Annotated in this window: 22 protein-coding genes and 4 pseudogenes; 8 read left to right on the forward strand and 18 right to left on the reverse strand. The window is 62.7% G+C overall.

Annotated elements, in window-relative coordinates; genetic code table 11:
* Positions 1–80 precede the first annotated feature (80 nt).
* The 8 genes and pseudogenes from FY036_RS24050 to FY036_RS01320 form a co-directional block, all read right to left on the reverse strand.
* On the reverse strand, positions 81–296 hold the full coding sequence (locus FY036_RS24050) for a hypothetical protein (RefSeq protein ID WP_235897437.1): 216 nt from the start codon (positions 294–296) through the stop codon (positions 81–83).
* Positions 297–739: 443 nt separating this feature from the next.
* Positions 740–1003, reverse strand: a complete 264-nt coding sequence (locus tag FY036_RS24055) for a hypothetical protein (RefSeq protein ID WP_235897439.1) — start codon at positions 1001–1003, stop codon at positions 740–742.
* 3 nt (positions 1004–1006) lie between these two features.
* Positions 1007–1198, reverse strand: coding sequence for a hypothetical protein (locus FY036_RS24060; protein ID WP_235897444.1), 192 nt, complete (start codon positions 1196–1198; stop codon positions 1007–1009).
* 13 nt (positions 1199–1211) lie between these two features.
* Positions 1212–1451 (reverse strand): annotated as a pseudogene (locus tag FY036_RS24180) (helicase HerA domain-containing protein); the annotation flags it as partial.
* Positions 1432–1749, reverse strand: a complete 318-nt coding sequence (locus FY036_RS01305) for a DUF4236 domain-containing protein (RefSeq protein WP_148912908.1) — start codon at positions 1747–1749, stop codon at positions 1432–1434. The gene FY036_RS01305 and the pseudogene FY036_RS24180, both read right to left, overlap by 20 nt.
* Positions 1750–1776: 27 nt before the next feature.
* The gene (locus FY036_RS01310) at positions 1777–2157 is read right to left on the reverse strand and encodes a thermonuclease family protein (protein WP_148912909.1); all 381 of its coding nucleotides are present in this window, start codon (positions 2155–2157) and stop codon (positions 1777–1779) included.
* A gap of 165 nt (positions 2158–2322) precedes the next feature.
* Entirely contained in the window at positions 2323–2727 is a 405-nt protein-coding gene (locus FY036_RS01315; RefSeq protein ID WP_148912910.1) for a hypothetical protein, read from the reverse strand.
* A 130-nt stretch (positions 2728–2857) separates the two neighbouring features.
* Entirely contained in the window at positions 2858–3766 is a 909-nt protein-coding gene (locus FY036_RS01320) for an SH3 domain-containing protein (RefSeq protein WP_148912911.1), read from the reverse strand.
* A 223-nt stretch (positions 3767–3989) separates the two neighbouring features.
* Here FY036_RS01320 and FY036_RS01325 point away from each other — a divergent pair.
* The 3 genes and pseudogenes from FY036_RS01325 to FY036_RS01335 form a co-directional block, all read left to right on the forward strand.
* Positions 3990–4681: pseudogene (locus tag FY036_RS01325) on the forward strand (IS5 family transposase); the annotation flags it as partial.
* Between the two features lie 520 nt (positions 4682–5201).
* Positions 5202–5757 (forward strand): annotated as a pseudogene (locus FY036_RS01330) (ATP-binding protein); the annotation flags it as partial.
* 379 nt (positions 5758–6136) lie between these two features.
* Positions 6137–6937, forward strand: a complete 801-nt coding sequence (locus FY036_RS01335; protein WP_148912913.1) for a class I SAM-dependent methyltransferase — start codon at positions 6137–6139, stop codon at positions 6935–6937.
* Positions 6938–7426: 489 nt separating this feature from the next.
* On the opposite strand, the gene FY036_RS01340 is transcribed toward FY036_RS01335, so the two are convergent.
* From FY036_RS01340 to FY036_RS01375, 9 genes are read right to left on the reverse strand one after another with little or no spacing between them, the layout of a single operon-like run.
* Positions 7427–7894: a CBS domain-containing protein gene (locus FY036_RS01340; protein ID WP_148912914.1), complete on the reverse strand. Its 468-nt coding sequence runs from the start codon at positions 7892–7894 to the stop codon at positions 7427–7429.
* Complete coding sequence (locus FY036_RS23850) at positions 7891–8055, reverse strand: hypothetical protein (protein ID WP_201744671.1); 165 nt, start codon at positions 8053–8055, stop codon at positions 7891–7893. The genes FY036_RS01340 and FY036_RS23850 overlap by 4 nt, the downstream gene beginning before the upstream one ends.
* Before the next feature lie 8 nt (positions 8056–8063).
* A complete protein-coding gene (locus tag FY036_RS01345; protein WP_148912915.1) occupies positions 8064–9053 on the reverse strand; it encodes an FAD:protein FMN transferase in 990 nt (329 codons plus the stop codon).
* A 4-nt stretch (positions 9054–9057) separates the two neighbouring features.
* Positions 9058–10278 (reverse strand): NADH:ubiquinone reductase (Na(+)-transporting) subunit F, encoded by a 1221-nt coding sequence (gene nqrF / locus FY036_RS01350; protein WP_148912916.1) that lies wholly within the window; start codon positions 10276–10278, stop codon positions 9058–9060.
* Entirely contained in the window at positions 10275–10886 is a 612-nt protein-coding gene (gene nqrE, locus FY036_RS01355; protein ID WP_148912917.1) for an NADH:ubiquinone reductase (Na(+)-transporting) subunit E, read from the reverse strand. Before nqrE ends, nqrF begins: the two co-directional genes overlap by 4 nt.
* On the reverse strand, positions 10886–11548 hold the full coding sequence (locus tag FY036_RS01360) for an NADH:ubiquinone reductase (Na(+)-transporting) subunit D (RefSeq protein WP_148912918.1): 663 nt from the start codon (positions 11546–11548) through the stop codon (positions 10886–10888). Before FY036_RS01360 ends, nqrE begins: the two co-directional genes overlap by 1 nt.
* Positions 11549–11550: 2 nt before the next feature.
* Complete coding sequence (nqrC, locus tag FY036_RS01365; RefSeq protein WP_148912919.1) at positions 11551–12351, reverse strand: NADH:ubiquinone reductase (Na(+)-transporting) subunit C; 801 nt, start codon at positions 12349–12351, stop codon at positions 11551–11553.
* Positions 12344–13117, reverse strand: a complete 774-nt coding sequence (locus FY036_RS01370) for an RnfABCDGE type electron transport complex subunit D (RefSeq protein WP_148912920.1) — start codon at positions 13115–13117, stop codon at positions 12344–12346. The genes nqrC and FY036_RS01370 overlap by 8 nt, the downstream gene beginning before the upstream one ends.
* Entirely contained in the window at positions 13114–14256 is a 1143-nt protein-coding gene (locus tag FY036_RS01375; protein WP_210247462.1) for a Na(+)-translocating NADH-quinone reductase subunit A, read from the reverse strand. The genes FY036_RS01370 and FY036_RS01375 overlap by 4 nt, the downstream gene beginning before the upstream one ends.
* Before the next feature lie 220 nt (positions 14257–14476).
* Here FY036_RS01375 and FY036_RS01380 point away from each other — a divergent pair, with 220 nt between their 5' ends.
* Complete coding sequence (locus FY036_RS01380; protein WP_148912922.1) at positions 14477–15649, forward strand: cytochrome c3 family protein; 1173 nt, start codon at positions 14477–14479, stop codon at positions 15647–15649.
* A gap of 254 nt (positions 15650–15903) precedes the next feature.
* On the opposite strand, the gene FY036_RS01385 is transcribed toward FY036_RS01380, so the two are convergent.
* Complete coding sequence (locus FY036_RS01385; protein WP_148912923.1) at positions 15904–16188, reverse strand: PRC-barrel domain containing protein; 285 nt, start codon at positions 16186–16188, stop codon at positions 15904–15906.
* A 247-nt stretch (positions 16189–16435) separates the two neighbouring features.
* On the opposite strand from FY036_RS01385, the pseudogene FY036_RS24070 reads away from it, so the two are divergent.
* The 4 genes and pseudogenes from FY036_RS24070 to FY036_RS01405 all read left to right on the forward strand — a co-directional run.
* A pseudogene (locus tag FY036_RS24070) lies at positions 16436–16733 on the forward strand (IS3 family transposase); the annotation flags it as partial.
* Between the two features lie 355 nt (positions 16734–17088).
* On the forward strand, positions 17089–19104 hold the full coding sequence (locus tag FY036_RS01395) for a potassium/proton antiporter (protein WP_235897441.1): 2016 nt from the start codon (positions 17089–17091) through the stop codon (positions 19102–19104).
* Positions 19105–19150: 46 nt separating this feature from the next.
* Positions 19151–20029, forward strand: coding sequence for a universal stress protein (locus tag FY036_RS01400; RefSeq protein ID WP_148912924.1), 879 nt, complete (start codon positions 19151–19153; stop codon positions 20027–20029).
* Between the two features lie 157 nt (positions 20030–20186).
* Positions 20187–20627 (forward strand): PTS sugar transporter subunit IIA, encoded by a 441-nt coding sequence (locus FY036_RS01405; RefSeq protein ID WP_161601071.1) that lies wholly within the window; start codon positions 20187–20189, stop codon positions 20625–20627.
* Positions 20628–20937: the final 310 nt, after the last annotated feature.

A 20937-nucleotide genomic window follows, 5' to 3' on the forward strand; every position in this document is an offset into this window, starting at 1 on the left:
GCTTTCGGGAAGTGTCAAGGGTCAGTCGAACGGCCTGTATGGGGGCGCAAAGCTGACATCAAGTCGTGGTGCCCCGGAGCTCAGGAAGTGATTTCCTGGCCAACCCGTCGACGTCGGCTTTGCGCCCCCAATTCCGCCTGACGGATCTGCGACAGGTCGTCCGGGTTCTGGATGCGGTGCACGACGAAATTTGTGCACTGCGACAGCACCGTTTTCGACAGTTCACTGGGCCGCTGGGACGCGACCATGAGGAACAGGCCATATTTGCGTCCTTCCTTAGCTGTGCGCTCGGACACTGACCGGCATCCAGCGCAAATCGGGATGGCGTCGCTGAGAGGTAGCGGTGCGCTTCCTCAAGCAGCAGGTGGACCGGGAAACGATTGCGCGGATCCGCCTGTCGCAATAGTCGAAAGATCATGCGCGCGAGTACCGCAATGACGAGCTCGACCAGCTCGTCCTCGACGGCGTTCATGTCGATTATCACGACCTGCGACGCCTTCACGTGGCCAACCTGCTGGGGTGTCGAACCCAGCAACCGCGCGAGGAAGGGCGCAGTGTGCTTCGTCGCGCCCGCCGCCGAGTGACGGACAAAGGCATAGTCCTGCCGCTCCAGCAACGCCTTGAAGCGCGTCACCATCTGCGAGCAATAAACCCGTATCTGGCGGTTGCCGTGCGCCTCCTCATACAGCAGCGCTAGGTCGATCGCGTCGCCGAGTGCCTCGAAGTCGAAAGGGCTGTTTCAATAGTAAGGCAGCTTGAAGTCGGCGATCGTGTAGCCGCCATGACCGTCGTCACCAATTAGGTAGGCCAAGGCCGCCTCAATGTTGCCTATGTTGCCGAAGTGGACATGGACCATTCCGCCTATCGTGCCGGAGTTTAGCTGATCGATGCGGAAGCGCTGGAGGATCCCTAAAATGCGCGTCTCCTTCGCGCCGGGCGGAGTTTCGTCGGACAGGATTTGGGTGATGCACTTGGCGAGGATGTGGTTGCGGATGTCGTTCAATTGCTAATTGGCGGCATCACCGAACAGCGTTGCCAGTCCAAGCGCCATGCGCAGGATTGACATCTGCATCCTCTCGCTCGAGTGCAGCGGCAGTTCCCATTCGGACCGATCGAGGAACCAGTGCGGAATGCGGAACCGGTCGGCGGCGGCGGTCCCGTCTAGGATCAGGCGGCCGATGCCGATTACCCCCGGCATCCAACCCGCCGAACGCTTGATGGTATTCCCCGTTCACATCGAGGACGACGAAGGTTGCGCCACGCGCATGATGCTCCTTGGGCTTTTCGAACAGCTGCTGCAGGATCGACGCGACGGTGCACAACGTGCCGCTGCCGGTATCGCCCAGCACCGCAGTGGGACCGCCGAAGAACTCGTCGATCCGGACCTTCACCTGGTAATCCTCCGAAACGACCGAACGAGCTTCTGCCGTCTCAGAACAATAGCCACACAAGCCCGCCGATCACCGCTAGCCCGATCAGCGTATAAGCCAGCTTGTTGCCCGATGGAGGAGGGGCCTCTTCCCCGGTGGGCTCCTCCCATTGCACCTTCCGGCGGTTGCGAGCTGGTACAATCTGCTCGCTCACGTGAATACCTGAGCCGGGAATGCCGGCGCTGATGTGCTGCTTGCCGCTGGCGTTCACAGTGTAGCCCGCCCCCTTGGGGCCAACACGCGCAGAGACGCCGCGATGCGTCACGTTCAGCCTGAGACACGGCGCGATCTTCATTGCCTGACGAAATTTGAATGCCATGCCCTAAGCCCTCCCCAGACTGCGATTTTACCCACACCAGTCAGCGCGATATCCCGGCACCCATAGGACGGCATAACCCTCGCGCATCAACACCTCGCCGGCCGTCATCCCGTTTGCGAGCCTCACGACGACAAGGGGGCGGCCGTATCGGTCCCGCCTGCCACTGTCCTCGACGCGCGTGCCACTCTGGTCCAAGAGTTCCTGCAGTCGCAGCTTTGCCTGTTCCCCTAACAGGCGCTCCTTCTGGCATTTTGCATTGCCGATCTCGGGCGCATCGTAACCGGACTTGTTCGGGCTGCCCGGTCCCATGTCCCGCATGCGTTCCGTGCCGCAGCGGATCGTGTCGCCGTCGACTGCCACGAGCGTGGAGCAGGAAAGCACAGTTGCGGCAAAGAGACCTGCCAGCATCAGTGGCAGTGAACCCGCCCGCCGTTGCTGTTGTCAGCGTGGCAGCACTGGCCAAGGGGCGAACTCTTGCGGCAGCCGCCACCATGCGCCAAAGCAGTCGATACGGAAGCCAGCATTAGGACGGCGAGTAGTGCTGTCAGAAATCTCATGAAGGCGTCCGCTGAGCTAACGGTCGGAATTTGAGGCCACGACGGGCTTCGGCGGAGGCGCTTTCTCGAATACGATTCCACAGCCGTTCGCCGTCGAAGCAGTCTCGATTGCCTGCATCTCCCCCTTGAGCCTGCCGACCTCCGCTGCGGCTGCGCCGTCACCGCTGGTGAAGAACAAGGCCGGCCAGAACAGAACAAGCCCTACGGCCATTACAGCCGCGTCCTGCCCTGCCTTTTTGTCCTGAACTCCCGCCGCTGCCATCGCCCGTTGGGACACCCGTTGAGCTTCACCTTGGAGCTGCTCGCAGTCGAGGCTTTGATACATCAGTGGCGAAACATAACTTGCCTGAATTTCATTCGAACGACTTGCGCAGCCTCCAAGAAGGACGGCTGCGCCAAGCGCAAAGCAGATCGATTTCATGAATTTCCCCCAAATCCCCATCACAATCATGGCGGGAAACTTGAGCAGAGTCCAGATCTGACTTCGCGTCTGTCTACAGGCACTCGCAACGGGTAATGGTAGCTATCTTGCGTCTCGCGCAAATGCTTCCTCAATCGCAACAGATCTTGCGAGCGTACGTAGTGCCGTATGTCATGAACGAGTCGTCGGGTATCCCGCCAGTGGTCTTGTGAGCCTGAAGCAGAGCCGTTGCCCTTGTCTGGTCATATGTGCCTTCGAGCGTGATGGCGAACCATCCGTTCGTTGCAAGGTAGACCGAGAGCGGGATGGCGCTCGTTTGCAATACGGCCGCTGCCTCTGGAATGGTGCGAACACTCTTCACCTGAACGTGCCGCTGACCAAATGGCGCGGCATTGAACTGGTCTACAAACACCCAAGTGTGATGCATGAAGCCCGTCCGGTTATCGGCTCGTACTCGATACCACCGGTCCTGGGTTCCAAGAATCGCAACCCTGTCGCCGTTTCTCAGAGTAACAAGATCGGATGCTTTGGCCTCGGTATCCGACTTGATTGGCGCGGCCCCTTTTGGATGCAGTACGCGACCGCTGAGTGCTGTCGGGATGCTCAAGTCCAGAGGCGGCTGCGCTTGCTGCGTTGGTGCTGGCGGAGGGGCGGTGGGAGCTTGGGCGACCGGCGTGCTATCATCCCTGACGGTGGTAACCACACGGTGCCGCTCCATTTCGCTGCGGGAGAGATAGCGGATATCATCGGGCTCGTACTGCAGAGACAGTTCAAGCAACGCTGGATCTGCGCCCATCTCGATCATGTACCTGATGGTCTGCGACGTAAGTTCCTGCACGGCCGAGACTGCATCATCCGTGCTGATAAATGCACCAGGCGTGAACGATGCCTTATGGACGCCAATGGAACCTGGTTCCGCCGATCGCTCGACGCCTCCTAGAAAGGCGAGGGCGCATGCCGACGCGCATTCCAACCCCCTGATCTGGATGGCGTTCAGCCCGAGCGCTCTGATTAAACGACCAAGCTCCATAGCCTTCATCACATTCCCCCCATTTGAGTCAAAGACTAGAAACGCGGGGGCATGCTGTCGCACGGTGCTGGAGAAGATTGTCAGGTCGTCATCGCTCGAAAAGTCGCCTCGCACGATGAGAAACGAGGCTCCGTCTGGCATTTGTTCGGGATGGTAAACTAGGGTCCGGACCCATAAAGGGGTTCCGTCACGCGGCCTGATATGATTCACGGCCTCCGAAAGGAGGACAGCGATGAATCGGGATCAATTCTGGCTGACCGACGAGCAGTTCGCGAAGCTGAGACCGCACCTTCCCACCGACACCCGTGGCAAGCCTCGCGTGGATGACCGGCGGGTGATCAGCGGCATCATCCATGTCATCAAAAGCGGAGGGCGTTGGGTTGACGCACCTTCCGTCTACGGTCCGAGGAAGACACTCTACAACCGCTTCCAGCGCTGGGCAGCCAAAGGGATATGGAGCTCCATATTCCACGCCCTGGCCAATGCCGGTGGTCCACCTGCTCAGTTGCTCATCGATTCCTCTGCCGTCCGAGCCCATCGCAGTGCGGCGGGAGGAAAAAAGGGGAACTCAACCAGGCAATCGGCAGATCGCGCGGCGGCCGCACCACCAAGATCCATGCCCTGACCGATGAACTTTGCAGGCCTGTTGCCTTCCTCCTGACCGGAGGCCATGTCGCCGACTGCAAGGCCGGCGAAGTGCTCATCCAGCGGATGCCGTCGACATCTCTTCTGAACGCTGACAAAGGCTATGACAGCGACGCCATCCGTCGTCAGGTCAAGGAGCGCGGCGCCTTTGCCAACATACCGCCGAAGGCAAACCGGAAGTGGAAGAACTGCTTCTCGCCCTATCTCTACCGCGACCGCAACGCCATCGAGCGCATGTTTTGCCGCCTCAAGGACTTTCGTCGCATCGCTACCCGCTATGACAGGCTTGCAACCAACTTCCTGGCCGCCATCTGCATCGCGGCAACCGTCAGCTACTGGTTATGAGTCTGGACCCTAGGTCAGCTCGGGCCGCGCCGCAGAACAGCACGGTAAACACAGCCAGCAAAGCGCCCAAGCTACGCAACATCGTCAACCCCAAAACCCAATAAATAATGTACGCTGCAGTCGGGACTGTCGAGTCTTGAAAGCTGGGTATGGTTTAAATGAGTGGGCCGGACAACATACCTCCAGTGTTGACTCCGAAAATGCTGGCGATCCGCTGGATGGGTTCAGAACGGCAGGTGCGCCACTTGGTTGCAAGCGGAAAGCTTGGTCATTTGCGTTTGGGAATGAAGCTCATCCGCATTCTTGCGCAGCACGTTGAGCATTATGAGAGTCAATTTAGGGTAGATATCCCAGCCGCTTCCGGGTCATCTTCTCGCTCGTTGGAGGGCGAGTCAGAGCAAGTGCCTCCCGCTCGCAAGAAGCCCGCTACTCGGCTCGATAGAGGGTCGCGGCACTTACCGTCGCCAAGTTGCCACTGGCCAAGGACATAGACGCCTTCGACTTCGCCGACACGCGCGTCAACCAGACCCTGGTCCGCGACCACGCTACCGGCGCCTTCGTCGCCGATTAGCGCAATGCCGCGCTCATCGGCGGCACCGGAAACGGCAAGTCGCATCTGGCGATCGCGATAGCCCGCGCACTCATCCGCAGTGGCGCCCGCGGCCGCTTCTTCAACGTCGTCGATCTGGTCAACCGGCTCGAGACCGAGCACCACTCTGGCAAGCAGGGACGCAACGCCGACTACCTCACCCGGCTGGACTTCGCCGTGCTCAACGAGCCCGGTTATCTCCCCTTCGCCCACCGGCGGCCAGCTCCTCTTCCACCTCATCAGCCAGCTCTACGAACGGACCTCGATCATCGTCACCACCAACCTCGCCTTCGGCGAATTGCCCGCCGTCGTCAGCGATGCCAAGATGACGACGGCGCTGCTCGACCGCCTCACCCACCACTGCGAGATCATCGAGACCGGTACCGAATACTGGCGCTTCAAGAACCGCTCTCAAAGCTAAAGCCGGGATCTTAACCGACGCGCCCGACCGGGCTGCGCAACCTTGCCGGAACGAATCTGTTGCGCACAGGCAAGAGATGGCCCCGGTTCTGGCGTCGAAGTGTAGTCTATGAACGGCAAGTTTCGGGCAGCTGTCGGAGCAGCCCGAACGGCGACGATGGGGTGGTGTGCTGACTAGGCAAAGTTTGCCTGACAATGCGTCCCCGGAATGTCAGCTAACCGCCAAGCGCTTCCCAGAACCGGACCGTCCGGATACGGCCCCCACCGGACAGCAGCGGCCCGCAGGGGACAAAATTGTGAGCGCGCAAGCCGCAACGAGGATGACATCCCGCGATCGTTGCGTCAGGATAGATTGGGCCGTTTGACTTAACGGGACTGCAATGCCCACGCAGGATCAAAATCTCTGGGGGGCGAGCGACGCCTACGAGCGATACATGGGGCGCTGGAGCCGCCGGATTGCGCCTCTTTTTACCGACTGGCTCAATCTTGCTCCTGGAGCACGGTGGATCGACGTGGGTTGCGGGACTGGTGTCCTCGCTTCGACAATTCTGGATAGGTGCGAACCTGCCGAGGTGGTCGGCGTCGACAGTTCGGAAACCTTCCTGAATTCGGCTCGTGCCGCGCTGCCGCGCCAGCACACTAGTTTCATCCAAGGGGATGCGCAGGCGATCCCTCAGCCTGACGACAGCTTCGACGCTGCCGTATCCGGCCTCGTGCTCAACTTTGTACCAGACAAGGAGGCGGCAGTTCGTGAGATGGCTCGTGTCGCGAAGCGTGGCGGCACTGTTGGCTTGTACGTCTGGGATTACGCAGGGAACATGCAGGTGATGCGAACGTTCTTCGACGTCGCCACAAGCCTCGACCCCCAGGCCTCAGATTATGATGATGGGGTCAAGGCGCCAATCTGCCGCCCTGGCCCGCTGAAACAGCTGTTCCAACGCGTCGGCCTGGGTGACGTCGAGGTGCGTGCGATCGATATCCCGGCCGCATTCCCACACTTCAACGACTACTGGCTGCCATTCCTCGGCGGTACCGGCTCAGCACCGAAATACTGCTCCTCTCTCGACGACACCGCACGAGATCGCCTTCGGCACGAGCTTCAGCAGAGACTTCCTACCGGACCCGAAGGGGAAATCTTGCTCGCGATAAGAGCATGGGCGGTCAATTCCCGCGTTCGGTAGATGGGCATACCTAGAACAGCAGCTCACCGAAGAACATTCCTGATAACCGGACCGTCCGGAGACGGCCCCGCGCAAGACGTCTTCCGACTCGGTATGCATAGCGCTACTGCGTCCGCCGGGCAGGCGCTATCGCGGGCGCGGAAGCCGAGGCGCTGACGGCGGTGGAGGCCACCCAGGCGATATGGCAGACTGCGACGTCCTCAGCCTCGCCGCTGATCGGGTCGACCCCTCCGGGCTTCAGGCGCCTGACCCGCTTCAATTTATTCCGCCTCGGCCTTCTCGGCATCGCCGCTGGTGGTTGTCTTAGGATGGAGCCGCGGCGGCTTCGTGCCCGACCAGGCATTGGCGTCTCAGTCGCGGACGCAGCGTTCACGAGCACATTCGTTAACCCGGCGCACGTCCAGCACTCGTCCTGGGGTTCCCAAGAAGTGCGCCGTCGACATAGCGGGGACGACCCGCTGGAGGCGAGGCGAGCGCCGGCTCTTGGAATTAGATGCGTGATACTCTCTTTCGGGCGACCGGGTCAGCCAGATTTGCTGGTGGACGGTTGTACGCGCCACCCGATAGTTCCACCAGTGCTGCAAAGAGATCAGAGCGGTGGAGGAGGCCGACGATCTCGACATCGCGCATAACCGGGTAGACACGGTGCGAGCGGGCGAGAAAGGCTTCGGCGGCCGAAACGAAATCGAGCGTCTCGGGAAGCGTTGCGACGTTGCGGGACATGAAAGTTTCCACTGTTCCCTCCCACTGGTCGTAATAGCTCGCGCCAAGCATCGGGCGGAAGCAGTCCTTCTGCGTGAGAATGCCGACGAGCCGTCCGTCCTCGTCGATGACGGGTGCGGCGGCGGCGCCGCGCTTAGCAAGGCGCGCAACGGCCTCACGGATGGGCGTTGCGGGCTGCAAACGCTCGAACCCGGTGCGCATGATGGAGGCGATGTGGGTGCGCTGCATGCTCATTGAACGTGTTCCTTGCGGCCGGGGCAGGCATTGCAACGCTTGCCATCGACGCAGGCAAGTCCATCGCAACCGCGCCGCAACGGCCCGCGCCCCGCCAGGAGGCCGAGGGCGAGCCCGGCCGCCGACAACGCAACGAGGAGAATGGCGATCAGGGCTTCCATGGGCGGCCTCATGCAGCCTGATGCGCAAAACTGCCGGTCGTGATCTCCACGAGCCCGGCATCGCTACGAAAGACAAAGAGCGCGTCGAGCCCCAGCCTGCGGGCAAGGGCGGGGCCGGCCTCGCCAGCCGCCATCAGCGCGGTTGCAAAGCCATCCGCGTTCAACCCCGTGTCGGCCATGACGCTGACGCTGGCAAGGCGCGTTGCGACCGGCTCTCCCCTTGCCGGATCGATGATGTGGCTGTAGCGCCGCGCGCCGACATCATATCCGTTGACCTTATCGCCAGAGGTGGCGATGGCGCGGTCCTTGAGCGCGACGATCGCGACGGGGGCCTGCTCTTGCGGCAGCGGGTTTTCGACCGCCACCTGCCAAGGGCGTCCCGAGGGATGCTCACCCCGCGCGGCAAGCTCGCCGCCCAGATCGATGAGGAAGTCGTGGGAACCTGCGGCCTCGACGGTCCTGGCGATGCGGTCCAACGCGTAGCCCTTGGCGATGCCGCACAGGTCGAGCGTGACGGCGGGATCCTCGCGCAGTATCTGCCCGTCGCCGATGGAAAGGGTGCGCCAGCCGTGCAGCGGAGCGGCACCGGCGATCGGCCCAAACCCCCAGCGCGAGACCAAAGGCCCCACGGTCGGATCGAAGAAACCGCCGCTGGCCTTGGCAAGGTCAAGCGCGCGCTTCGTGACTGTCGCGACCTCGCCTGGCACCGCGAAGGCCTTGCTGCCGCCGGCGTTGAACTGGCCCAGAATGCTGTCTGGCCGCCATGGCGAAAAGAGGTGGTCGAGCTCTGCCAGAAGGGCGGTGATCTGCTCATGGAGCGCGTCGCAATCAGCTTGTTGCGGAAGCGTCAGCCGCCAATGCGTCCCGAAAGCGCTGCCGCCGATAACCTGCAAGGCCTCCGATGCTCCGGTTGCCGTGGGAGCGCAACCGGCGATGGCTGCGGCCCCGGCAAGGGCCAGAAGATGGCGCCGTGTGATGAAACCGTGCCGACCATCCATTGCCTTATCCTCCGAAATCATCGTTGAAGATCGAGTGCGGCTCGACGCCGAGGCGTTCCAGCATGGCAAGGACCGCCGAAATCATCACGGGCGGGCCGCACAGATAATATTCGCAATCGTCGGGCGCGGGGAGCTTTTCCAGTGCCCTACGCACCGTGTCGTGGATGAAGCCGGTGGCTCCGGTCCAGCGATCCGCCGGTGCCGGGTCCGACAGGGCCGGCACGAAGGTGAAGTTCTTGTGGCGTGCCGCGATCTCCTCGAACTCCTCGACATAAAAGAGGTCGGCGGCGGTGCGCGCGCCGTAGAAATAGGACATGCGGCGAGGGGTCTTAAGGCCGATCTGCTCGTGGATCATCGCGCGCAGAGGCGCCATGCCGACACCGCCGCCGATGAAGACCATCTCGCGCTGCGTCGGCTGCACGTGGAACTCGCCGAAGGGCCCGCCAACCGCGACCACATCGCCCGGCTTCAGAGCGAAGAGGTAGGACGAGACAATGCCGGGCGGAACGTCGTGTTCGCGGCCGGCGGGCGGGACGGCTAAGCGGATGTTGAAGACGATGAGCCCGCGATCCTGCGGGCGCGACGCGATCGAATAAGCCCGCGTGACATGCCCCGGCGAGGACGAGCGCAAAGCAAACCAGCCAGCTATTCTCCAGGCGGCTCGATGGGCCGGATCGATGTCGATGGTCGCGAGATCAAGCGTATAGGCAGGCGCGGTCAGTTGCGCGAAGCCGCCCGCGCGAAAGCGGAACGCGCGGCCCTCTGGCAATTCCAGCACCAACTCGCGAATCAGCGGCGCCAGCATGCGGTTCGACCGCACGGTGCAGGCAAACGTTTCGGCTGCCAGGATGTTGCCCGACACCACGACGTCGACCGGGCCGCGCAGCCGCGTCTGGCAGGCAAGGCGCACATGGGCGCGTCGCTCGGCGGGGGAAAGCAGCGCACGCTCCGTCGCCTGCAGCGCACCGGCGCCTTCGCCGGCAACGCTTACGCGGCACAGCCCGCACGTGCCGCTGCCACCGCAGGCGGCCGGGATCGCGATGCCCGCGCCATGCAACACGGACAGCAGCTGCTCGCCGCGCGCTGCCTCGATCCGCTTGCCGCCATTGACGGTGACGGTGAGCGAGCCTTGCGGGATCAGCCTGGCCCGCGCAGCCACCAGCGCGGCCGTGAGCCCAACGAGGAGCAGGATGATGAGGGCCGTGCCAAGCGCGATCTCGGTCATTGCGCCGCCATCTGCGCAAAGGCGCTGAAACCGAGCGACATCATGCCGGACAGGACGAAGGCGATGCCCAGCCCGCGCAACCCGCCGGGAAGGTCGGCATAGGCTAGCCGCGTGCGGATCGCGCCGAGCATGACGACGGCAATTGCAAAGCCGGTACCGCTGCCGATCCCATAGACGGCCGCCTGCGCCAGGTCGTAGCTGCGCTCGACCATAAAGAGATTGCCGCCAAGAATGGCGCAATGGACCGTCAGGAGCGGCAGGAACGCGCCGAAGGAGGCCTGCACCGCTGGCAGAAAGCGTTCGAGCAGCATCTCTATGAGTTGGACGCTGGCGGCGACCGTTCCGATGAAGGTCAACAGCGCAAGGTAGGACAGGTCGACCTCCGGCATGCCGGCCCATGCCCAGGCCCCCGGCGCAAGCACCGCGCCATAGATCATCTGGTTGAGCGGCACGGTCAGCCCCATCACGAAGATGACGGCAAGGCCGAGCCCGAAGGCTGTGCCCGTACGCCTGGAAAGGGCAAGAAAGGTGCAAAGGCCCAGGAAATAGGTCAGCGGCATGTTCTCCACGAACACCGCACGAAGAAAGAGCGCGCCGAGATCCCCCATCAGTCTTGGCTCGCGATCTCATGCGGCGAAAACTCGGTGTCCTCCACCTGCTCCGGCCACAGGCTGCGCATAGCCCAGACCAGACCGCCGAGGAGGAAGAAGGCGCTGGGGGCAAGCAGCATGAGACCGAGCGGGGTGAACCAGCCACCCTCCTCGGCAAGCGGGAGAAGCTGGATGCCCAAGAGGCGCCCGGCACCGAAAAGCTCGCGCGTGGCGCCGATGACCACCAGCACCAGCCCGTAGCCAAGGCCGCTGCCGAGGGCATCGACCATGGAGCGCAAGGGCGGGTTGGCGCGCGCAAAGGATTCGGTGCGGCCGAGCACAATGCAGTTCGTGGCGATCAGGCTGACGAAGACCGAAAGCCTCTGGCTCAGCTCGAAGAAGAAGGCTTGGAGAAACTGGTCGACAACGATGACCATGGATGCGACGACGATGATCTGCACGATCAGCCGAATGGCGGCCGGGATATGCGCCCTGATCAGGCTGATCACGCCCGCCGCGCAGACGATGACGACGGTGAGCGCGGTCGCCATGGTCAGCGCCGTGTCGAGAGACGTCGTCACTGCGAGCGCCGAGCAGATGCCCAGGATCTGCAGCGTCACCGGGTTCTGGCGGATCAGCGGCGCAGTCAGCGTGCCCCAAAGGCCCTCGGCGGCAGCCATGGCTAGAACTCCCGGCGTCGGATGGCGGCCATCAGCGGTCCATAGCCGTGCGGCCCGACCCAGAAGCGCACCATCTGGGTGATGGCGTTGCTGGTGCGCGTGGCGCCGGTGATGCCGTCGACCTCGTGGTCGGTGCGGGCCTGCCCGCGTGCCACGGTAAAGCGCGCGCTGCCGGCCGCATCGAATAGCTGTTTACCGGCAAAGCTCTGCTGCCAGCGCGGCTCCTCGATCCGTGCGCCAAGGCCTGGCGTTTCGCTCTGTTCGGTGATGGCGATGCCGGCCAGCGTCTGCATGTCGCCATTAAGCGCGAGCAATGCCTGGATCCGGCCATTGTAGCCGGTGCCGACGATCGGCAGGATGGCAAGCGAGACGCGCTCGCCCTCGCGCAGCAGGTAGATCTGCGCGAAATCGGGCCGCGAGCGGATGCCCGCCACATCATCGCCCGGCGCGATTTCGGTCCAGTTGGCCGGATCGGACAGCGCTGCCTGCAAGGTCTCCGGGGTGATCTCGGCCGCCGCGGTGCCGCGCCTGAGATCGACCACCACCGTGGACAGGGCCGCGCCGCCCGCCGCGCCCACCAGTTCGGCCATCCCCGGCACGGCCGCGATTAGGGCTTCTAGCCGCGCCTCCTGCTCGGCCGCCCTGTTCTGCGCCTGGATCGGACGCAGCACGACGGTTGCCGCCGTCACCATCAGCGCGCAGGCGGCCGAGACGATGAAGGCGACGCAGAGCGTCTTCACGCGGCTTTCATTGGGCGTCGACAGAAACTTGCGCCAGACCGAGATCGGGTTGAGGTCAGCCAAGACGTGGCCTCCTTGCCTGCCAAATGCGCAGCGCGATGTCGTCGAGAAGGGGAGCGGAGAGGGCGGCAAGCAGCGCCGCCGAAATAGCGATCTGCACCGGCTGGCCCGCGCTCCAGTTCAGCGCGAAGATCACGACGAGCCCGCCATAGAGAGCGCCATGCGCCAGCCGTCCGAGAGGGGTGGCGGCCGCCGTCACTGGGTCGCACACGAGCAGGACGAGCACGACGCCGGCCGCGATGAGCTGCTGCTGCGGCAAGGGCGCGAGCATGGAGCCTGCCGCAAGCGCGATCACCGTTCCGGCGACGACGCGCCAGGGCATCACACCAAACAGCGTGCCGATGAGGATGGCCGGCAGGACCGACCAGCCGAGCTGGACCGGAAGCTGGGGCCAAGGCGCGGACGCAAAGCCGAAGCCCAGGAATGCGATGGTGATCGTGGCCGGGTTGACGATGTTTCGGCCCCATCCGCCAAAGGCGAGTTCACCCATGACAACGCCGAAGCTGATGCCCAGCGCGAACGGGATCGGCCCCAGTTCGAGCGGCGCGAGCACAGCGATGGCAAGCGCGCACAAGGCGCCGGCGAAGGAAGGCGGCTGCGCGCGCGCCAACATGAAGATGAGGTGCCATGCACCCGCCACCACGAGCGTGAAGCCAAGACGAACGAGACCCTCCAGCCCCGACGAAAGCAGCCATGTCAGCGCCAGCGGAAAGACTGCCGCAAGCATGAGGAGCGCCACGGTTTCGCGGTCCCATATGCCCCGCATCATGCCGCTTCCTCCCTCGCGATCTGGTCGATCATGGCGCGCAGCATGCGCGACAGGCGCGGCGAGGCGGCGGTGACGAAATCGGCAAGGGCAAGGTCTTCCTCAAGCAGCGACAGCGCGCCGAGTTGGACCGCCGTTTCGGCATCGTTCGCGGCAATCGCGCGGGCAAGCGGGGCAGCGGGCAGGATGCCGCCGAATGCATGGTCGAGGGCTGCCGTCGGGATGATCGGCATGGGCCGGCTTGCCCCCTTCAGCGCTTTGGAAAACCAGTTCCGGCGCGGCGCCTCGCTGCGCCCGGCAAGCGCGGTCACCTGCCGGTGCCACGGCCCCAGCCAGCGCGCCTCCTGCCCACAGCCTACCAGAAGCCGGTGCGGCCCGGGCTTCAAGATGTCGTAACACAGGCCGCGCAGATCGGCTCCCGGCTGGCAACGCACCAGCCGCGCCTCGCGCAGCGCAGGACCTGCAACGCTTACCAGGCGGGTTTGGGGCACCAGGCCCTCAACAAGGAACGCGCCGATGCCGGCCACGTCCTCGGCATGGACGTCCCAGACGGGCGCGTTCGGCAAAGCGGGATGACGCAACGCCATCTGGAAGCCAGCAAGCCCGTGGGGATGGGCCGGACCGACCAGCGCCGGCCGCAGCCGGTCGTCTCGTGGGGTCGCGCCTGTAGCGGCGTAAGCCTTGTCATGGCACAGATACACCGGCCCGTTTGTGAGCTGCAAGAGCGCGGCAAGCCCGCGTGCGAAAGCCTCCTCGCGCCCGTTAATGGCAATGGCGGGCGAGGGCGCGCCGGGGCGGCTGTCGGCCGCCATCACGAAGATGGCGGCGGGCATTTCCTGCGGCGCGGCGATGCGCCCGAAGGGGCGCGACCTAAACATTGTCCAAAGCCCGCCCGCAAGAAGAGCGGCCCGGATTGTCCCTCCGTCGTCGGCGCTCCTTGCGGCCTCATGCACATGCCGGCCGGCCTTGCCGTCGTGGAAGAAAACAATGCTCGACAGGCGCCGGCCCGGGCCGATGTCGAGCGCGGCAACGTCGCCGCCGACCGGGGCCACCAGTACCATCTGCGGATGACGGCGCGAGCGCAGTACTGGCTGGCCCTGTTCCACACGCTCGCCCTCGCTGACCAGCGCATCGACGCGCAAATCCTTGTCCGGGCCCGCAAACAGCGCGCTTTGATCTGTAATGAGCGTCTGAATAACAGCACTCCCCCGCCAGGCTTTGCTCAACGCAAGATGTCGCCAAGGTTGAGCCAGTAGAGCGCCTGAGCGCCTTGATCTGGATCACTCCCTCAAGCTCATCATTGCTGCTACGTAAAGCGTTCTGTTAGCTTGGACGCTATCAATTAGGGAAGTGGAGGACAATATGCGATCGAAGCTGGTGGCGCTTGTCGCGTTGGTCTGCCTTCTGCCGGCCGTGGCCGTGTGGCTAGGACATGAAGGCATGGCCCAGGATCAGGACATTGCCGAGGAAACGGACGAGGCGCCGATCTTCCTGATGCCACAAAGCGGGCCATTTTCGCCGGAGACGATCGCCGTCCCGCAGAGCGCGGCCATCACCGCCTGGGCACGCTCAGGCCATGCAGATGCGTCGGCGCTGGCCTTTTCCTACTGGAACGCCTCGGGTGCAATCCCGTCGGCCTGCGCCGTGTGTCATGCCGGCACCGGCTTTCGTGCCTTTCACGGCCTTGATGGCGAGACGCCCGGCCTGCCGCCGGCACCGGTTCCCATAGGCAGCGTCGTGGATTGCCAGACCTGCCACAATCCGGGTCTTGCCGCGGTGACGCAGATCGTACTTCCCAGCGGACGGAGCCATCCGATTGACCCCGGCGAAGCCTCCTGCACGACCTGCCATCAGGGCCGCGCCTCGGGTGTTAGCATCGCCAGTACGCTTGAAGGGCGTGAGGAAGACACGCCCGATGAAGCGCTCACCTTCATCAACCCCCATTATGCAACGGCGGCCGCAACGCGGCTCGGCGGCTATGGCCAGATCGGCTACCACTATCCCGACAAGGACTATTCTGGCCGCTTCCTGCATGCGCGCCCCGTCGCCAGCTGCGCCTCCTGCCACGATCCGCACAGCCTCAGCGTAGCGGAGGAAACCTGCCTGACCTGCCACCAGACAGGCAACGCAGGCGAGATCCGCATTGCGCGCGTCAGCTTTGATGGCAGCGGTGACCTGCGCAAGGGCATTGCCGGGGACATCGCGGCCAACAGTCGGCGCCTGCTGTCCATGATCGAGGAGTATGCGCGCACCGTCGGGCAAGCGAACCTCGTCTATGACGGCGCGCGCCACCCCTATTTCTTTGCCGATGACAATGGCGACGGCATCGCCGATCAGACAGAGGGCCGCCCCGTGCCCTATAAGTCATGGACCCCGCGCCTTCTTAAGGCAGCATATAACTGGAAGGTCGTCGGCTCGGATGTAGGCATCCATGTTCACAACCCGCCCTATGCGCTCGAGCTCCTCCACGATTCCATGGAGGATCTGGCCGGTCCGCTAAGGCTCGACTTCAATGCGCTCAACCTAGGCCGTTGAAGATTAGCGCAGGCGATGCCGCATCGCCTGCGATCAAGACAGACCCTGAAACTTCGGAATTCATGTTGGATTCACATCGATGACGTAGGCGGCGTTCGGGAAATGCTGGACGTAGGCACTAATCTCGCCGCGCCGGCCAGCCGCCACTCGTCGCCGTCCTCGCTTGTGTAAAAGACCCGTTCCTGGTTGAGCATGAGGTCTTCCGCCGCTGTAGCGCCGAGCCACACACTGGATGCGCGAAGCTCGGCATCACCTCAGTGCCGGTGTTCTGGCATGTCCTTGAGCTGGTCCTTCGTCCAGTTCGTGACTGCATGAACGTCGCCGTTCTCATCTCGCATGAAGTCGAGTTCTGCGGCAGACACCGCGACCGGTTTGGCCCCAATGCCAAGGAACCCGCCAACGTCGATGACGACCTGGCTACCGTGAACGTGATTGACGTGCCCGATCTTCTCGTTGCCGGGGCCGTAAATGGTTGCGCCCTCAAGTACATCGGGCGTGAGTTCGCTTTGGGTGAGTCGTACGTGCTTGCTGTGGTCCATGCTTGGTCCTTTCGGGCTTACGAGGTGGGTGCGAGTGTCGCTCGCATCAGGAGCCGTTGCGGGATCGTCCGTCGCTGGGATGTACCCAGAAGGTCGATTTTCCGGCGGCCCCTCCCATCTCGGCTTCTGGTCAACTGTGCCGGGGGCTCCGGCGGGGTCACGTTCGTTTGGCATCGCTCGTTTCTCCTTGAATGCCGAACAATCATTATGTGCAAACGTTCCAAGCGTTGTTGAGGTGGTCAGCCGGCTGCACCACAGCGACCAGGGCAGCCAATAAACAAGCAAACAGTTCCAGCGCCTGATGGCTGACCACGGCATAACCTGCTCGATGAGCCGGTCGGGCAACGTCTGGGACAAGCGGCAATGGAGAACTTCTTCTCGTCGTTGAAAACCGAGCGGACAGCCCGCAAGGTCTACGGGAGGAGGATGACGCCAGGGCCGATGTGTTCGACTACATCGAGCGCTTCTACAATCCCCGGCGACGGCACTCGACACTCGACTATATGAGCCCCCTCGAGTTAGAGAACAAAGCTATGCCAGCTTAACCTGGTGTCCGAAAAGCCACAGCAGGCCATGCTGGCCGCTCCCGGCTCTTGGCGTAGGGGTAGGTAACGTTTCCCACCCTCTAACAAGTCGCGGCTGACGCCCACGGCGCTGCCGGCTTTGAGCATGGGAAACTCCGCCTGAATGACCGATATGAAGTCATGAGCGGCCAAGGTAGAACTCTACCTGATCAGAAGGCTTAGCGATGGCAGCTTAACACCAAGTACCGCCCGAAACCTGACAGTCAGCAGACGCCCCTAGGGCGTCGGCAGGAAAACATTACCCAGCTTGCCCACGCCGGCTGAGGTCCACGACCGGAGCGGGGTGGGAAGGAGACTAGCGGCTATTGGATGGACATTGGAAAAAGCGGCCATTTGTAAGGTAGCCCTTGGATCGCTTGTTGGACACCTGCCCGCCACTCAGTGGTTGAACTGTCCGCCCCCCCTTGCACTTGTCGAGTTGGCGCATCATCAAGACATGCCCGCTTGCCGAATTTCACCTGAAGGACTCGCGAACAAAGGTGGCTTCGGCAATTATCTGTCCGGAAGCATGCTCGAGGAGGCCGCACCGCTACCGATGCTCGACCTGATATTTCCCGCCTTTCTGATAGCAGCAGGCCTAGTTCTCGTGTCGGTGATGACCAGCGCCTTGGCGTTCAGGTTCGGCGCGCCATTGCTGCTTGTCTTCCTCGGAATCGGCCTGCTGGCGGGCGAGGATGGGCTGGGCATTTCCTACGATGATGCTGAATCAGCGTATTTCATCGGCAGCCTGGCCTTGGCCATCATCCTCTTCGATTCCGGCTTCGACACGAAACTCCGATCATTTCGGTTGGCCGCTGCACCAGCCATTACCCTGGCCACGCTAGGGGTGGCACTGACCGCGGGGCTGGTGGGTGTCGCGGCCCACTATGTTTTCGGGCTGCCGTGGCTGGAATCGTTCCTTCTCGGCGCCATCGTCGGGTCTACCGATGCCGCCGCCGTGTTCTTCCTGCTGCGAGTGGGGGGCATAACAATCCGGGAAAACGTCCGATCGACGCTGGAGGTGGAGTCCGGCTCGAACGACCCGATGGCCATCTTCCTGACGGTGATGCTTCTCGAACTCATCCTGGCGCAGGAGGCACCGACCGAGCTCTGGCAGGACCTGCTCGCGGGCTTCGTAATGCAAATGGGCCTTGGGGCGATCATGGGCGTGGCCGGCGGTTATGTCATCGTCGCTGCGGCGAAACGCATCACGCTCGAAGGGGCGCTCTACCCGATCGGTGTCATCTCGGCAGCCATCTGTCTTTTCGGGTTCGTTGGGATGATAGGCGGGAGCGGCTTCCTCGCGGTCTTTGTCGCTGGGCTAGTCGCTGGCAACATGCGGATCACGGGCCATGTAGGCTTGCGGCGGTTTCTGGAAGGCCTGACCTGGATCGCGCAGATTGCGATGTTCCTGACGCTTGGTCTCTTCGCTACGCCATCGGAGTTCCTGGACATCGTGCTGCCGGCGATCGCGGTGGCCATTGCGCTTACCTTTATCTGCCGACCGCTGGCGATCTGGCTGTGCCTTCTTCCCTTCGGCTACGAACGCAATGAGACCGCCTTCATCTCATGGGTGGGATTGCGCGGAGCCGTTTCCATTCTCCTTGGGATCATCCCCCTTGCCGGAGGTCTCGAGAACGGTCAGCTACTCTTCAATGTCGCCTACATCATCGTTCTGATGTCACTCCTGCTGCAAGGCTGGACGATCCGTCCGATGGCGAGGTGGCTCGGGCTGATTGTCCCCGCGAGGATAGGTCCGGTCGAGCGCGTGGGTCTGGATCTGCCGGGTCAGGCCGACCACGAATTGATCGTCTATCGGGTCGTGAAAGAAAGTCCCGTCCTCCAAGGTGAGCGGCTTCCTAGGTGGGCAAGGCCTTCGCTTGTTGTGCGGGAGGGCCGATCGATGCGCTATCAGTATGCGGGCCGGCTCCAGGAAGGCGACCTCGTTTACATGTTCGTTGCCCCGCAGTACGTGCGCCTCCTCGACCGTCTGTTCGCCAGCCCCAAGAAACTAACGCAGGACGATGCAGACTTCTTCGGGAAATTCAGTCTTGATCCGACCAAACCACTCTCGGCTCTGGTCGATGCCTATGGTCTGAGCGCGGTGCCTGAACAGCATTTGGACAAATCGATCGCCGACTTCATGAAGCGACGGCTTGGCGGCACCGTCGAGGTGGGTGATCGCGTCAGCTGCGGCAGTGTCGATCTCGTGGTCCGGGATATTGGTGCGCAAGGTGATATCAAGGAAGTCGGCCTTGCTGTCGATCAAATGGAATCGCAACCTCATATCCCACTCTTCCTGAGCGGGGGCGAGATCTGGAGATGGGTCAAGGAAAGGAGCGGCCGCAAATGACCATTCGCAACCGTTTCCGGACGCAGGGAGGCAGAGGCAGGAAGGCATGAATTCACAGGCGCAGCTGAACGAGGCCAGTTCTCCGTCCATCCTGGCGGTCTCACCATTGGACGGCTATGACTGGAGCACCATCGACAGGGCCGCGCTTTTGGCGGAACGCTGGAAGGGTCGTCTCATCGTTCTGAAAGCGAAGAACAACCGCGAACTGTCCGATGCTGAGCGACGCTCGATCAAGGAAGGAATCGAACGCCGCATCGCCGTGCTCGGCCCCCTGGCGCCTGTCGAGTTGATCAGCGGTGCCGCATATTCCAGTGACGCCATCCTCGAAGCGGTTACGCAGTTCACCCCTCGTCTCGTCGTCATGGCACCGTCGGTGGTATGGGCTTTGGGGACTTTGGTGGACACAGCGCCGGAGACCGTTGCTGCGGGAACGAGATGTCCTGTGCTCGTTACGAGATCGGGATCGGAGGACTACGCATCTGGGCTGATAGCGACTGACCTGTCTCCGTCATGTGTAGATGCCGTGAGGGAGGCTCTGCGCCTTGAATTGCTGCCTGTCGATCGTCTCACCGTGCTCCATGCTTTCAGCCCGCTCAACGAAGCGATGGTCACCTACGCAGGTGTCGACCCGAAGGAAGCAGAGCGTATTGCTGTGGCGGCTGAGGCCAAGGCGATGGACGATCTGGATGTGTTCATCGATCGATGCGGGCTGTCCGGAAAGGTCAATGCCAGGACAAGCAAGGCTCCTCCGGCGGCAGCAGTGCTTGAAGCAGCCAACGCGATTCAGGCCGATCTGATCCTGCTGGGCTCCAGCCGGCGCGGCGGCCTGGCGAGATTCCTGATGGGCAGCACCGTGGGTGAGGTGTTGACCGCTGCCCGCTGCGACGTTCTTGTCGCGCCCGGCTCCTCCAATGCACTGGACTAGCGCAAAAAAGAGCCGCAGCGAGGTTACTGCGGCCCAATGGGAACGAGTGAAAACGGTATCAGCGCGGTGATCGTGAGTCCAATTCGAGCCAACTGGATGGTCGCTTTCCGTTTTCGAACGTTGTAGGGACGCGCCAACATGATTGATGGTGACACAAATGGCCCTGTCTGAGCTTTTGACTCCTGGACGCGTTCTCGTCGACGTGCCCGACTGCAAGCGCCGCGAGGTGATCAGAATGCTTGCGGAGCGGTTTGCCGACGAACTCGGAGGAGAGCCCTCGGAATATGCCGACCCGCTTCTTGAGAGGGAAAAACTCGGCTCCACCGCCATTGGCAGGGGTATCGCGCTTCCCCACGGCAAGCTGGCAACCTTGCACCAACCTGCAGCAGCTGTCGCTGTCCTCAAGCAGGCCTGCAGTTTCCCGACCCCTGATAATGTGGAGGTCGACATCGTCATCGCCTTTCTCTCACCCGATGGGCCACCGCAAGATCTAACGAGAATCGCCGACATCGTCAGGGAACTGCGCGACGGAAAAGTGGCGGAAGCTTTTCGATCAGCGGAGACGCCGGAGCAGTTGATTCGCGTGCTCAATGACTAGGCCGCGTAAGTCTCGCTCTCAGGGATGAGTCTCGATGGCAAAGGAGAACTTCATCCTTCATTTCTGACCGCTCTTGGTAGCGTCACCGCGCGCCCCCAAAGGCAGAAATTGCGTCGAGAGCTGCCAAGAGCTGAACTCCGTGCCATCGGCAGCCATCCCGCTGGCCGCGCCAAAAAGCTGTTAGTCAGCTAGCGGCCCCGAAACGGTCGATCCTGTCGGTACAGCTAGGCTGCCAATGTCAGAGAGAGAGAGAGAGAGAGAGAGAGAGAGAGAGAGAGAGAGCAATCGAGCCTGTTGCGAATATCGCAGG

The sequence above is a fragment of the Neoaquamicrobium microcysteis genome (genome assembly GCF_008180155.1).
GTDB lineage: Bacteria > Pseudomonadota > Alphaproteobacteria > Rhizobiales > Rhizobiaceae > Aerobium > Aerobium microcysteis.

Bases quoted from the DNA above. Each gene is read 5' to 3' on its own strand.
- FY036_RS24060 (WP_235897444.1), bottom strand. From the start codon at position 1,198: ATGCCGGGGGTAATCGGCATCGGCCGCCTGATCCTAGACGGGACCGCC.
- FY036_RS01305 (WP_148912908.1), bottom strand. From the start codon at position 1,749: ATGGCATTCAAATTTCGTCAGGCAATGAAGATCGCGCCGTGTCTCAGG.
- FY036_RS01310 (WP_148912909.1), bottom strand. From the start codon at position 2,157: ATGCTGGCAGGTCTCTTTGCCGCAACTGTGCTTTCCTGCTCCACGCTC.
- FY036_RS01315 (WP_148912910.1), bottom strand. From the start codon at position 2,727: ATGAAATCGATCTGCTTTGCGCTTGGCGCAGCCGTCCTTCTTGGAGGC.
- FY036_RS01320 (WP_148912911.1), bottom strand. From the start codon at position 3,766: ATGAAGGCTATGGAGCTTGGTCGTTTAATCAGAGCGCTCGGGCTGAAC.
- FY036_RS01335 (WP_148912913.1), top strand. From the start codon at position 6,137: ATGCCCACGCAGGATCAAAATCTCTGGGGGGCGAGCGACGCCTACGAG.
- FY036_RS01340 (WP_148912914.1), bottom strand. From the start codon at position 7,894: ATGAGCATGCAGCGCACCCACATCGCCTCCATCATGCGCACCGGGTTC.
- FY036_RS23850 (WP_201744671.1), bottom strand. From the start codon at position 8,055: ATGGAAGCCCTGATCGCCATTCTCCTCGTTGCGTTGTCGGCGGCCGGG.
- FY036_RS01345 (WP_148912915.1), bottom strand. From the start codon at position 9,053: ATGGATGGTCGGCACGGTTTCATCACACGGCGCCATCTTCTGGCCCTT.
- nqrF (WP_148912916.1), bottom strand. From the start codon at position 10,278: ATGACCGAGATCGCGCTTGGCACGGCCCTCATCATCCTGCTCCTCGTT.
- nqrE (WP_148912917.1), bottom strand. From the start codon at position 10,886: ATGGGGGATCTCGGCGCGCTCTTTCTTCGTGCGGTGTTCGTGGAGAAC.
- FY036_RS01360 (WP_148912918.1), bottom strand. From the start codon at position 11,548: ATGGCTGCCGCCGAGGGCCTTTGGGGCACGCTGACTGCGCCGCTGATC.
- FY036_RS01370 (WP_148912920.1), bottom strand. From the start codon at position 13,117: ATGATGCGGGGCATATGGGACCGCGAAACCGTGGCGCTCCTCATGCTT.
- FY036_RS01380 (WP_148912922.1), top strand. From the start codon at position 14,477: ATGCGATCGAAGCTGGTGGCGCTTGTCGCGTTGGTCTGCCTTCTGCCG.
- FY036_RS01385 (WP_148912923.1), bottom strand. From the start codon at position 16,188: ATGGACCACAGCAAGCACGTACGACTCACCCAAAGCGAACTCACGCCC.
- FY036_RS01400 (WP_148912924.1), top strand. From the start codon at position 19,151: ATGAATTCACAGGCGCAGCTGAACGAGGCCAGTTCTCCGTCCATCCTG.
- FY036_RS01405 (WP_161601071.1), top strand. From the start codon at position 20,187: ATGGCCCTGTCTGAGCTTTTGACTCCTGGACGCGTTCTCGTCGACGTG.